This is a genomic window from Pseudoblastomonas marina (assembly GCF_034374265.1).
GTDB lineage: Bacteria > Pseudomonadota > Alphaproteobacteria > Sphingomonadales > Sphingomonadaceae > Alteriqipengyuania_A > Alteriqipengyuania_A marina.
Map to the genome: position 1 here is coordinate 1,850,611 of NZ_CP139718.1, position 13,757 is coordinate 1,864,367.

Genomic DNA, 13,757 nt, shown 5'->3' on the forward strand with positions numbered 1-13,757 from the left:
ATAAGACAGTGAACGTTGATACGGCGCCTATCCATGAAAGGTTTCGGGAACACGCATGAAATTTACGCATGACGCGATCGTCATCGGTGGCGGTGCCGCCGGATTGACGGCGGCAGGGGGCTGCGCGCTGTTCGGGCTGAAGGTCGCGTTGATCGAAGCGGGCGAAATGGGCGGAGAGTGCCTCAACCATGGCTGCGTGCCGTCGAAAGCCCTCATCACCGCGTCGCGCCGCGCCGCCGAGGCGCGCGAGCCCACCCGCTTCGGAGTGACTCTGGCAGCGCCGCAGATCGACTATTCGGGAGTGCACATGCACATCCACGACGCCATCGCCGCGATCGCCCCGCACGATTCGCAGGAACGCTTCGAGGAGATGGGCTGCGAGGTGATCCGCGACCATGCGCGCCTCGTCGACAAGCACAGGGTCGAGGTCGGCGGACGTCAGATTAGCGCGCCGCGCATCGTGCTTGCGACCGGATCAAAGCCCTTAGTCCCGCCGATCGAGGGGATCGAGAGTGTCCCTTATCTCACCAACGAGAACCTGTTCGATCTGACCGAGCGTCCGGGCCATCTCGTCATCGTCGGCGGCGGTGTGATCGGGATGGAAATGGCGCAGGCCTTCCGCCGTCTCGGCTCCGAAGTGACCGTGATCGAACCCGAAGCGCTGCTGGCGCGCGACGACAGGGAGAATGTCGCGGTGGTGGTCGAGGCGATGAAGGCCGAGGGCGTGCGCTTCGTGACAGGGCTCGCGAAAGGAGTGTCGGGCGGTCCGGGCGCAATCTCGGTTGCGATCGACAATGGCGAGAGCGTCGACGGGACCCACCTGTTGGTCGCGGTCGGGCGTAAAGCGAATATCGACGGCTTGAATCTCGAAGCCGTCGGCATCGAAACCGGCCGCGACGGCATCGTCGTCGATGACCGGCGCCGTACTTCGGTGACCAACATCTACGCGATCGGCGATTGTCGCGCGGGACCGCGATTGACGCATGTCTCGGGCTATGAGGGCTCGAACGTCGCGCTCGAGATTACGCTCGGCCTGCCGGCCAAGGTCGATTATTCGGCCCTGCCCTGGTGCACCTTCACCGAGCCCGAAGTCGCGCAGATCGGCCTCACCGAAAAGGACGCGCGCGCGAAACACGGCGATGCGATCCGCGTGGTGACCGAGACCTTCCACGACAACGAACGCGCGCTTGCCGAGGGCAATGACGCCGGCCGAGCGAAGGTGATCTTCAAGGGCAAGAAGGTGATCGGCGCGAGCCTGGTGGGCAGGAATGCCGGCGAGTTGCTGTTACCTTATTCGCAGCTGATCACCGGCAAGGCATCGAGTTTTGCGATGGGCAGCGCGATCATCGCCTATCCGACCCGCAGCGAGATCACCAAGGCCGCCGCCTTCGCCGCGTGGGAGCCGACCGTGTTCGGCAAATGGCCGAAGAAATGGGCGCGGTTCGTTTCGAACATGAGAAAGCGTTTCGCATGAGTACCCGCACCCTAGGCCGCACGAAGAGTCGCAACGCGCGGACCGGCCCCTCGCCTTTCGCGGTCGATGCCCCCGCGCTCCCGCCCGCCAAGTTCACCGATCCCGACTGGACAGCGCAGCGCGAGCCGCGCGCATCGGTGCCGCTGATCGAGCTCGAAACGCTGTGGCTCAACACCGGCACGCTGTGCAATCTCGCCTGCGCGACCTGCTATATCGAGAGCAGCCCTACCAACGATGCGCTGGTCTATCTTTCGGCCGAGCATGCGGCGGAATTCTATGGCGAAGCGCAGGGCATGGGCACCAAGGAAATCGGCTTCACCGGCGGCGAACCGTTTATGAACCCAGCCTTCCTGCCAATGCTGACCGACGCGCTCGAACGCGGGTTCGAGGCGCTGGTGCTGACCAACGCGATGAGGCCGATGCGGCGCCACGAGGAGGCGCTGCTGGTGCTCCGCGAACGCTTTGGCGACAAGCTCACCCTGCGCGTCAGCCTCGATCACCATACCAAGGCCGGGCACGAGGGCGAACGCGGGCCGAACAGCTGGGAGGTGGGTCTCGACGGGCTACGCTGGTTGTCCGAGCACGGTTTCTCGATCGCGGTCGCCGGGCGCTTGTTGCCGGGCGAAGGCATGCCGGAGGCGCGCGCAGGCTATGCTGCGCTGTTTAAGCGCGAGGGTATCGCGATCGATCCGCAGAACCCGGCGCGGCTCGTGCTCTTTCCCGAAATGGACGAGACCAAGGACATTGCCGAGATCACCACCGGTTGCTGGGACATCCTCGGCAAGTCGCCAGCCGACATCATGTGCGCCACCAGCCGCATGGTGGTGCACCGCAAGGGCGAGGAGCGACCGCGTGTCGCGGCCTGCACGCTGATCCCCTACGACGAGGAATTCGACCTTGGCGACACGCTCGCCGAAGCTTCCCACCCCGTGAAACTCAACCACCCGCATTGCGCGCGCTTCTGCGTTCTCGGCGGCGCGAGCTGCTCGGCCTAGTCCTCATTCTCCGTTCGTACTGAGCCTGCCGAAGTACGCACGCCCCCAACGCCCTTCGACAGGCTCAGGGCGAACGGACTTAGAAACTATCTACGCCGCGTCCTTCGCGGGACAATATTTCGCCAGGTACTGCTGGTGGGTGGGCATGTGCTGGGTCAGCCAGCGGATCGATTGCTCGATCCCGTCGATCTCGCCCTTGAGCGCGGCGAGCTTCGACGGGTCGACCATGATGTTGTGGCCTTCCATCGCGATCCCCTGCCCCATCATCACCGCGGCCCAGCTGGTCTCGGTGAAGAGCTCGTCCTCCTCGCGGAAGATCTGCCCATTGTGGCGGAACAGCTCGATCTTCTCGGTCAGGCTGTCGGGCACCGACATGGTGCGGCAGTAATTCCAGAATTCCGAATCGGTCCGCTCGGTCGCCTTGTAGTGGAGGATCAGGAAGTCGCGGATGCGCTCGTATTCCTTGAGCGTGAAGCGATTGAACGCATCTTCCTGCGCCTGCGTTATCCCGTTGGAAGACAGCAGCGAGACGAGCTTGTTGAGCCCGGTATTGATGAGGTGGATCGAGGTCGATTCGAGTGGCTCCATGAAGCCCGCCGATAGCCCGAGTGCGACGACGTTCCTGTTCCAGAACTTCTTCCGATGGCCGGTGACGAAGCGCAAATGATTCGGATCGGCCTGCGGCTTGCCGGCTATGTTGCCCACCAGGATATCGGTTGCCTCGTCGGCTTCCATGAACTGGCTGCAATAGACGTGGCCGTTGCCGTTGCGGTGTTGCAGCGGGACCTGCCACTGCCAGCCGGCGCTGTGCGCGGTAGCGCGGGTATAGGGCAATGGCGGCGAACCGTCGTCGCGCCCGCAGGGCAGCGCGACCGCCCTGTCGCAGGGCAGCCAATGGGTCCATTCCTCGTAGCCGGTCTCGAGCGCCTGCTCGATCAGCAGTCCGCGAAACCCGGTGCAGTCGATGAACAGGTCGCCGGAAATCTCCTGCCCGCCTTCGAGCGTGATCGAGAATACGAAGCCGCTCTCGGGATCGAGATTGACCTCGGACACCTTGCCCTCCTGCCGCACCACGCCGCGATCCTCGGCGAATTTCCTGAGGAATTTGGCATAGCGACCGGCATCGAGGTGATAGGCGTAATTGCTCGGCGGGAGGTCGCCGCTCTTCTGGTAGTCCTCGGTCCGCGCGAACTTGCCGAAATGCGCGGCGATTGTTTCCAGGTTGAATACCTGGATCGGGCGCTTGTCGCCGGCTTCCTTCATCGCGTGCCAGATATGGTGGAAGGACACGCCGTCGATCTCGTAACCGTAATTGCCGAACGGGTGGATGTAGCTGTCGCCGAGCTTGCCCCAGTTGACGAACTGGATGCCAAGCTTGAACGTGCCGCCGACCGCGGCGAGCATTTCGGCCTCGCTGATCCCGAGCAACTTATTGAAATCGACGAAGGGTGGGATCGTCGCCTCGCCCACGCCGACCGTGCCGATCGCTTCCGATTCGACCAGCGTGACGTTTATCCCGCGCCCCTTGCCCATGCGCGACAGCACCGCCGCCGCCATCCAGCCCGCGGTCCCGCCGCCCACGATCACGATATTTTCGATTGCCATTGAACCCTCTTCCCTCACGCCTTCCTTGCCATTTTACGATCCCGCAGGCCAGAGCCTGTGGCCGCAACGCAACGCCCCGTTGTTAACGTTCATTTTGCCGCTTGTGAACGCTAACATTGTAGCATAGGTGTGATCCGGGAACTTGGCGGGATTCGTCTCGCCCATACGGGATGTCTAGGGAGGATCCATGTCCGTTAAGCTTATTTCGCGCGGCCCGCGGTCGCGTCGCTATGCCGCACTTGCCACTGCATCGAGCCTGGCGCTCGCCGCCGTGTCGCAGCCTGCGTTCGCACAGGACGCCGACGAGGAGGACGACGCCACCGAGCAGGAAAGCCCTGCGGGTACGCCTGAAACGCTCGACCCGGAAAACAAGGTCATCATCACCGGCATCCGCCAGTCGCTGCAGACCGCGCAGGACATCAAGCGCGATGCCGATACCGTGGTCGACGTCATCAGCGCCGAGGACATCGGCGCGCTGGCCGACCGGTCGGTCGCCGAAGCACTGCAGCGCGTCCCCGGCGTCAATATCTCGCGTTTCGAACAGCGCGACGACCCCGACCGCTTCTCGGTCGAAGGTTCGAACGTCATCATCCGCGGCCTGCCCTACGTCCTCTCGACGCTGAACGGCCGCGACATCTTCTCCGCAAATGGCGGTCGCTCGCTGTCGTTCAACGACGTCTCGCCCGAACTGCTCGGACGGGTCGAGGTCTACAAGAACGTCTCCGCCGACATGATCGACGGCAACATCTCGGGCCTCGTCAATCTTGTCACCCGCAAGCCGCTTGACCAGCTCGGCTTCAAGATCGCGGGCACGATCGAGGCCAATTACGGCGATCTCGCCGAAGAGTGGGCACCGGGCTTCTCGGGCCTCGTGTCGAACACCTGGGAGACCGCCGGCGGCAGCACGATCGGCCTGCAGGCGGGATACGCCCAGCAGGAATTGATCACCCGCACCGACGCCTCGCAGATAACCGACCCGTGCTATCGCGCCGATACGCTCGACGGTCCCTGCTTCCGAATCGTCAATGTCGGGTCGGGCGGCTACACCGGCGATCCGAACTTCAATTCGTCGAACTTCCCGCCTGCCGGCAGCGTCGTCGTCCCCAAGGGTGCGGGTGTCCGCACCACCGACCTGACGCGCGATCGCCAGGCCTATTCCTTCGTCGGCCAGTTCGAGAGCGCCGACCAGCGCTTCCTGTTCACCGCCGAATACCTGCGCGCCGAAACGCAATCGACGCTCAACGAATTCGCCGCGCTGGCTTTGGTCAACGATGACGGCCTGTTCCCGATTCCGGCCGGACCGGTCACGATTACCGACGGCATCTTCCAGTCGGGCACGCTCACGCAGGCCCAGCCGTTCAACGGCGGCCGCGGCATCCCGACCGAGCTGCTGCGCTTCCAGCGCGAAGACGAGGCCTTCACGCAGGACATCTCGGTCGATCTCGACTTCACGCCGACCGATCGGCTGCGCTTCAACGTCGAAGGGCAGTATATCTCGTCCGGACGTGAGGAAGCCGGCCAGATCGCCGCGATGCAGACCTATACGGACCTGTTCATCGACAACTCCGGCGAAACGCCGATCGTGCAGTTCTTCGAACCCAACACGACGACGTCCGACGCCGCCTATTTCAACGACGACACCCGCACCTTCTACTGGTTCCTGCTCGACAACCAGGTCGATAACGAGGCCGACCTCTACTCGATGCGCGCGGATGTCGAATACGACATCAGCGACACCGGCTTCTTCCGCACCGCCAAGTTCGGCGCGCGCTTCGCCGATCGCAATCGCACGACGCGCAGCGCCAATTTCTCCAACTGGGGCAATCTCGGTGCACCGTGGACCGGTCGCAACGGCAACTGGAACTGTGCCGACTTCCAGGCCTTCGGCTGCGGCGGCGCCTACGTGTTCGACTTCCCGAACTCGGCCCAGGTCCGCAACCCCTTCGGCGACAACTTCCAACGCGGCAACGCGCCGATCCCGATGGGCAACGGCTCGGCCTTCTATTTCGGCGGCGACAACCTCGTCGAGGAATACCTGAACGGCACGGTTGACCAGGTCGCCGATGCGATCAACGCCTTCACACTGACGCCGAACCCCTACGGTACGATCGGTACGCGCTCGGGCGTGGTTCCGGGCACCGTGTTCCTGCCGGGTGAGATTTCCGACGTCGGCGAATCGACCGACGCCTATTACGCACGGCTCGATTTCGGCACCTTCTTCGACAATGGCTGGGACCTGTCGGGTAATATCGGCGTGCGCTACGTCGACACCACGATCCGCACCGGCGGGGAAATCAACTTCCCGTTCGCGAACTTCTTCGACACCAATGGCGACAATGCCGTCAGCGTCGCGGAAATCGATGCCGCCTGCGCCCAGGCGCAGCAGCAACAGCCCAACGCGCAGCTGCCCGGCTACTGCGGCCTGACCGCCGCACGGAAGGCCGAATTCGCTTCGGTCTTCACCGGCGAGACGATCCCCGACAACGCCAATATCAGCTTCGATAACTGGCTGCCGAGCTTCAACGTCAAGCTCGACACCGGAACCGGCTTCGTCTTCCGCGCCGCCGCTTCGAAGGGCATCTCGCGTCCCGACCTGGCAGCCTTCCGCACGGGCGGTGCAATCTTCGACAACACCAACGACCTGCGGCAGGCCGGCTTCCTCGATAGCGGGCCGCTGTTCCAGATCTTCACCGGCAACCGTTTGCTGACGCCGATCGAGAGCTGGAACTACGACATCAGCCTCGAATACTACTTCGCCGAGGTCGGCTCGATCACCGCGGCGCTGTTCCAGAAGGATTTCGACAATCTCTTCGGTGACGGCCCGACGATCCGCAGCTTCACCAGCCCTTCGGGGGTTACCACCGACGTCGAGGTCAACGGTCCGATCAACTTCGGCGAAGCGCGCCTGCGCGGGATCGAAGTGGCGTATCAGCACGCGTGGGATTTCCTCCCGGCGCCGCTCGACGGGCTCGGCACCCAGCTGACCTACACCTATATCGACAGCCAGGATTTCAGCAGCTCGGGCGACGTGTTCGGCGACCTGCCGCAGCCCGGCGTTTCCGAGCACACGGTCAACGCCGTGCTGTTCTACGACAAGGGTCCGCTGTCGGCCCGCGCCGCCTACAACTGGCGGTCGGACTTCCTCCAGACCCCACGCGACGTGATCTTCCCGTTCTCGCCGATCTACGGGGAATCGACCGGGCAACTCGATGCGTCGATCTTCTACGAGCTGACCGACAACATCAAAATCGGCGCGCAGGGCGTGAACCTGCTCGACGAGGTCACGCGGACGAGCCAGGTGGTCGATTTCGACGGGACGCGGATCACGCGCTCGGCGTTCCGCAACGACCGTCGCTTTACCTTCCTCGTGCGCTTCGACTTCTAAGGTCGGGTGCGCGCTGGTCCACAGCGGGAAGGCGGGTCCCCACCGAAAGGTCGGGACCCGTTTTCTTTTCCGTCGTGACCGCATACGGGTAGTTCGGGTGCCCGGGGGCTTGGACAGCCACCGATATGCCGGGCCAATCGATGGGGGATCAAGATGGCGCGTCGCCGCCAGTCGATAACAATCAAGCATGTCGCCGCCGATGCGGGAGTTTCCCTGCAGACGGTCAGTCGCGTCATCAACAACGAACCCAATGTCCGCCCGGCGATGAAGGAGCGCGTCCAGGCGAGCATCGACAAGCTCGGCTACGTGCCCTCGATCGCGGCCCAGCGGATGAGCGGGTCGCGGTCCTACCTTATCCTCGCGATCAACGACCGCGAGCGCACGATTGCCGACTGGACCGCGCGCCAGGGCGGCGATTGGGTCGACCAGATGCTGCTCGGCGGGATGCTGACCGCGAGCGAGCACGGCTATCGCATGCTGATCGAACTGGTCGACACGCATGACGACCATGTCGAGCGGGAACTGGGCGCGGCGCTGAGCGCGCTGCACCCCGATGGCGTGGTGCTGACCCCGCCCCACTCGGAAAATTCCCAGATCACCGGCCTGCTAGCCGAACGCGGTATCCGCTTTGCCCGGATTGGGTCGAAGGAGCCGGGCCCGGGTATCGCGATGACGATGGACGACGACGGCGCGGCGGAAGAAGCGACCCGCCACCTGCTCGAACTCGGCCACACTCGTATCGGCTTCATCGCCGGTTCCGAGGAGTACAGCCTCTCCGACTGGCGCAAGGCGGGGTGGGAACGGACGATGGGCGAAGCGGGCCTCGATTGCGACGATCTTTGCGTCCGCGGCGATTTCGGGTTCGACAGCGGTCTTGCCGCGGCGCGCAAACTGCTGGCGCTCGACGCCCCCCCGACCGCGATCATCGGTTCGAGCGACCAGATGACGCTCGCGACGCTCGAAGTCGCGCACGAACAGGGCCTCGAGGTCCCGCGCGACCTTTCGCTGATCAGCTTCGACAACACCCCGATCGTGCGCTTTTCCAACCCCAAGCTGACCGCGATCGACCAGCCGATCGCGAAGACGATCGCGCGTGCGGTCGAACTGCTGATCGATCGCGATGGGGACGAGGTCGAGCAGCCGGTGGTCGTATCGGGCGAGCTCGTGGTGCGCCAGTCGACCGCCGCGCCGCCCTCCGGCACGTGACGTGTGACTGACCAACCGCGCCAGGCGCTGCGCTTCCTGTGGCTCTACGCGCTGGCGGCTGCCGGTGGCGCAGTCGCCTACGTTCCGTTCCTGACGATCCTTCTGCCGGTGCGGATGAGCGAATTGTCGGGCGCCGAGGACGTCGAACCGCTGGCCTACGCCGCCTTTGCGGGCGCGATTGCCGCCAGCCTCGCCAATATCGCCTTCGGCTGGCTGAGCGATCGGACGGGCTCGCGGCGCGGCTGGATCCTCGTCGGACTGGCGCTGTCCTCGATCCTGCTCGTCTCGGTCCGTACGACCGACAATATCGCCGCGCTGATCGCACTGATCGTGCTGTGGCAATTGGCGCTCAACATGATGTTGGCCCCGCTCGCCGCCTGGGCGGGCGATCTCGTGCCCGATGCCCAGAAAGGCTTTCTCGGCGGGCTGCTCGCCTTCGCCCCGGCCGCCGGCGCGCTCGCAGGCGCGGTGGTGACATGGCCGGGCCTCGCCGATGCCGACGGACGGCTGGTGCTCGTCGTTGCGATGACCGCCGCGATGGTGCTTCCGGTCCTGCTGGTAGGACGCCCGGTGTCGATGCCGCAACTGATGGTCCCCGTACCGGCCTCGACGCGAACCGACCGCCCGCGATCGCTCGTCGCGCGCATGTGGATGGCCCGCCTGCTGGTCCAGCTCTCCGAAGCCGCCTTGTTCGCCTATTTGCTCTACTGGTTCCGCAGCATCGACGCCTCTGTCACCGACAGCGATACCGCGCGCATCTTCAGCTTGGTGCTGGTCGCCGCGGTGCCGTTTTCGCTTCTCGCGGGGCGCTGGTCGGACCGCGCCGACCGACCGATCCTGCCGCTCGCAGTGACCGCGGCAGTCGCGAGCCTCGGCCTGGTGCTCATGGCGCTGGCCGAAACGCGCGAGGCGGCGATAGGGGGCTATATCCTGTTCGGCCTCGTCGCCTCGATCTTCCTTGCGCTGCATTCGGCGCAGACGCTGCGGGTCCTGCCCCGACCGCAGACGCGCGGGCGCGATCTCGGCTTCTTCAACCTGACCAACACCACGCCCTCGCTGATCATGCCATGGCTGACGCTGTCGCTGGTCCCCGGTTTCGGCTTCGACGCGCTCTTCACCGTGCTTGCTGCCCTCGCACTCCTCGCCAGCCTGCTGCTCGCCACCGCGCGTACCCGCGGCTGAACCATATCGGCGCTTGCCTTCGCCCCCGCACCGTGCCAATCCCTCCAATTGGGAACGTTCTCATTCGTGAGAATCAGGAGGATTTAAAAGCATGGTCGGTCGTCTTCTCGCATCGGGGGCGTGTCTTGCGCTGGCAGCATGTGCAGCGCAGCCCGGAACCGTGGCATCGACGGGCGGTTCGCAAACTGCGGCAAGCCAGGCCAGCGTTGACGCTCGCGTCGCGGACATGCTCTCGCGGATGAGCCTCGAACGCAAGGTCGCGCAGCTGATCCAGCCGCAGGTCAATTCCTTCACCCCCGAGGACATGGCGCGCTACCGCTTCGGCAGTTATCTCAATGGCGGCAATGGCGGCCCTTATGGCGACGAATTCGCCGCCGCTTCGGAATGGCTGCGCTATGCCGACGAAATGTACCTCGCCTCGACCCGGCCGCTGCCGGGCGACGAGCCGGTCATTCCCACCATCTGGGGCACCGATGCCGTGCACGGCCACACCAATATCGTCGGCGCGACGATCTTCCCGCACAATATCGGGCTCGGCGCGACCCGCGACACCGATCTCGTCCGCCGGATCGGTGCGGCCACCGCGACCGAGATCGAGGTTACCGGGATCGACTGGAACTTCTCGCCCACCGTCGCGGTCGCGCGCGACGATCGCTGGGGTCGGACTTACGAAAGCTATTCCGAAGACCCGCAGATCGTCGCCCGGATGGGCGCGGCGCTGGTCGAAGGGCTGCAGGGACGCTCGGGCGCTGGCGACTTCCTCGGCGATGGCCGGGTGGTCGCGACCGCCAAGCACTTCTTCGCCGATGGCGGCACCGACCAAGGCGTCGACCAGGGCGACGTCAACGGCGATATCGACGCGCTGAAGGCGATCCACGCGGTCCCCTACCCCGCCGCGATCGATGCCGGGGTCGAAGTCGTGATGGCGAGCTTCAACTCGATCAACGGCGTGAAGATGCACGGTAATCGCGCGCTGCTGACCGGCGTGCTGCGCGAGGAGATGGGCTTCGAAGGCGTGGTCGTGGGCGACTGGAACGGACACGGCCAGATCGCCGGCTGCACGGTCGATAATTGCCCGCAGGCGCTCAATGCCGGGCTCGATATCTACATGGTGCCCGACGACTGGAAGGCTCTGCTCGAAAACCTCGTGCGCCAGGTCGAGAACGGCACGATCGCGATGGCTCGGCTCGACGAAGCAGTCGGCCGCGTGCTGCGCATGAAGATCCGCATGGGCCTGTTCGATCGCGACGCGAGGAAGCCGTCCGATCGTTCCAATGCCGGAGAATGGGGCAAGCTCGGCATGGCCCCGCACCGCGACCTCGCGCGCGAAGCGGTCGCCAAGTCGCAGGTCATCCTCAAGAACAACGGCGTGCTGCCGCTCAAGCAGGGCGCGAGAGTGCTCGTCGCAGGTAGCGCGGCCGACGATATCGCGCAGGCCGCGGGCGGCTGGACGCTGACCTGGCAGGGCGGCGGCGAGCTCGACAATTCCTATTTCCCCAACGCCACCTCGATCTACGCCGCGATCGCCGAAGAGGCGCGCGCGCAGGGCGGCAGCGCCACCCTGTCGGCCGATGGCAACGCCACGATCGGCGACCATGACGTCGCGATCGTGGTGTTCGGCGAGGAACCCTATGCCGAGTTCGTCGGCGACCGGAAGACCATGGTGTTCGAGGACACCGAGGGCCTCGAATTACTGCGCAAGTACGAGGCGGCGGGTGTGCCCACCGTGGCGCTGTTCCTGTCGGGCCGCCCGCTGTGGATGAACCGCGAGATCAACGCCTCCGACGCGTTCGTCGCGTCGTGGCTGCCGGGCAGCGAAGGCGGCGGCGTGTCGGACATCCTATTCGGCAAGCGCGCAGCGACCGGGCGACTGTCCTTTAGCTGGCCCGCCGAGTGCGGGGGTGCCCCGGTCAACGGTCCCGAGGGTGCGCTTTTCCGCGTCGGTTACGGCCGCTCGCTCACCGACACCGCACCGCTCGCCGAACTGTCGGAGGAATGCGGCTATCTGGCGCAGGGCTCGGCGGCGACCTGGTACGATCTCGGCCGGCTCGCCAGCGGCATCACCGCCTATGCCGGCGAGACCCGCCTTCCGAACCTGCGTGGCGAAGGTGCCGGCGTGGTCGCCCGCGGCGTCGACAAGGACCGGCAGGAAGACGCGCGCGAAGTGGTGTTCGGCCCGGGGGCGACCTTGTCGCTGACGCAGGCCGGCGAAGGCAAAGGCGATTACCGCATCCTCTATGACCTGCCGGCGCAGCCCGCGGGCAAGGTCACGCTGACCGTCGGCGAGACCGAGATCGACATCACGCGCAATTTCGCGCTGAGCGCGGGCAAGGGCTGGCGCGAGATGATCATCACCGAACGATGCGCGCCCGAGCTCGGCGACCGCATCGCGATCACCTCCGACGCGCCGCTAACGTTGAAGATCGCGCGAATCGTGCGGCAGGACATGCCCGAGGGCGCCGAGTGTTCGTTCTGATCGCCCGTGATCGGACTGGCAGGAATTGATTTGGACGCACGCCCCGACGCGCATAGATCGGGGCGGGCGAGGGAGAGGGAATAACCATGGCACTTGCACCCGACGTTTCGAGCAGCACCGATCCGCAACCGCTCGAGGATGAAGGCACCCACATCAACGCACCGGGCCTGCAGTTCTTCGTCTTCGGCCTGTTCTTCATCTTCGGCGGCATCACCTCGCTCAACGACGTGATCATCCCGAAGCTGAAAGAGCTGTTCACGCTCAACTACACCCAGGCGATGCTGGTGCAGTTCTGCTTCTTCACTGCCTACCTCGTGATCGGCATCCCCGGCGCCAAGCTGGTCAAGCGGATCGGCTATATGCGCGGGGCGGTGGCGGGCCTGTGCCTCATGATCCTCGGCTGCCTGCTGTTCATCCCGGCAAGCCAGACCGCGACCTACGCGCTGTTCCTCGGCGCGTTGTTCATCCTCGCCAGCGGCGTGGTGATCGTGCAGGTCGTCGCGAACCCGCTGATCTCGCTGCTCGGCCCGCAGAAGACCGCGCATAGCCGCCTCACCTTCGCGCAGGCGTTCAACTCGCTCGGCACCACGGTCTTCCCGATCGTCGGCGCCGCCGTCATCCTCGGCAGCCTCGCCAACGTGACCGCCGACCAGTTGTCGGGCGCCGAACTGATCGCCTACCGCCAGGCCGAAAGCGAAGCGATCTGGCAAGGCTATCTCGGCCTCGCCGTGCTGATCGGACTGGTCGCGCTCGCGGTCTGGGCGTTCCGCAACCGCCTGCAGGGCGAGAAGCACGAAGCCTCCTCGGGCCTCGCCGGGCTCGACCTCCTGAAGCGCACCCGCTTCGGTTACGGCGCGCTGTGTATCTTCCTCTATGTCGGCGCCGAAGTCGCAATCGGCTCGATCATCATCAACTATCTCGCGCTCGAGCGCGTGCTCGGCCAGCCCGAAAGCGTGATCGGCTGGATGATCGGCCTCTACTGGGGCGGCGCGATGGTGGGGCGCTTCATCGGTTCGGTCCTGCTGTGGGTGTTCTCGCCGGGCAAGATCCTGGCCTTCAACGCGATCGGTGCGATCCTTCTGATCGCGATCTCGGCCAACTCCGCCGGCGAAATCGCGGCCTACAGCCTGCTCGCCTGCGGCCTGATGAACTCGATCATGTTCCCGACAATCTTCTCGCTGGCCTGCGAAAAGCTCGGCCCGCGAGCGGCCGACGGATCGGGCATCATCAACGTCGCTATCTTCGGCGGCGCGGTCGTGCCGCTGCTGTTCGGCGTGATCGCCGATGCGAGCGGCAGCCTCGCCTTCGCGCTGGTACTGCCGGCGATCTGTTATGCGATCATTGCCGGCTTCGGATATTACGCGCGCCGCCCGGCCTGACCCCGTTAGACCCAAAGGACCCGACCGGGGGCTGGCGCGTAGTCTCCATGTGAGA

The 13,757-nt window shown here is 65.1% G+C and carries 8 protein-coding genes; 7 read left to right on the forward strand and 1 reads right to left on the reverse strand.

Annotated elements, in window-relative coordinates:
• Window positions 1-55 precede the first annotated feature (55 nt).
• Window positions 56-1,474 carry a dihydrolipoyl dehydrogenase family protein gene (locus T8S45_RS09175; RefSeq protein WP_322293495.1) on the forward strand — a complete coding sequence of 473 codons (1,419 nt, stop codon included), beginning with the start codon at window positions 56-58 and terminating at the stop codon, window positions 1,472-1,474.
• Window positions 1,471-2,469: a radical SAM protein gene (locus T8S45_RS09180; RefSeq protein ID WP_322293496.1), complete on the forward strand. Its 999-nt coding sequence runs from the start codon at window positions 1,471-1,473 to the stop codon at window positions 2,467-2,469. The genes T8S45_RS09175 and T8S45_RS09180 overlap by 4 nt, the downstream gene beginning before the upstream one ends.
• A 90-nt stretch (window positions 2,470-2,559) precedes the next feature.
• Here T8S45_RS09180 and T8S45_RS09185 read toward each other — a convergent pair whose 3' ends face one another.
• A complete protein-coding gene (locus T8S45_RS09185) occupies window positions 2,560-4,074 on the reverse strand; it encodes a tryptophan halogenase family protein (RefSeq protein WP_188642540.1) in 1,515 nt (504 codons plus the stop codon).
• A gap of 187 nt (window positions 4,075-4,261) precedes the next feature.
• On the opposite strand from T8S45_RS09185, the gene T8S45_RS09190 reads away from it, so the two are divergent.
• From T8S45_RS09190 to T8S45_RS09210, 5 genes are all read left to right on the forward strand, one after another.
• Window positions 4,262-7,459: a TonB-dependent receptor gene (locus T8S45_RS09190; RefSeq protein ID WP_322293497.1), complete on the forward strand. Its 3,198-nt coding sequence runs from the start codon at window positions 4,262-4,264 to the stop codon at window positions 7,457-7,459.
• Window positions 7,460-7,612: 153 nt separating this feature from the next.
• Window positions 7,613-8,665, forward strand: a complete 1,053-nt coding sequence (locus T8S45_RS09195; protein ID WP_322293498.1) for a LacI family DNA-binding transcriptional regulator — start codon at window positions 7,613-7,615, stop codon at window positions 8,663-8,665.
• Window positions 8,666-8,668: 3 nt separating this feature from the next.
• A complete protein-coding gene (locus T8S45_RS09200; RefSeq protein ID WP_322293499.1) occupies window positions 8,669-9,847 on the forward strand; it encodes an MFS transporter in 1,179 nt (392 codons plus the stop codon).
• A gap of 238 nt (window positions 9,848-10,085) precedes the next feature.
• Window positions 10,086-12,323 (forward strand): glycoside hydrolase family 3 protein, encoded by a 2,238-nt coding sequence (locus T8S45_RS09205; RefSeq protein WP_322293500.1) that lies wholly within the window; start codon window positions 10,086-10,088, stop codon window positions 12,321-12,323.
• Between the two features lie 86 nt (window positions 12,324-12,409).
• Window positions 12,410-13,702, forward strand: coding sequence for a sugar MFS transporter (locus tag T8S45_RS09210; RefSeq protein ID WP_322293501.1), 1,293 nt, complete (start codon window positions 12,410-12,412; stop codon window positions 13,700-13,702).
• Window positions 13,703-13,757: the final 55 nt, after the last annotated feature.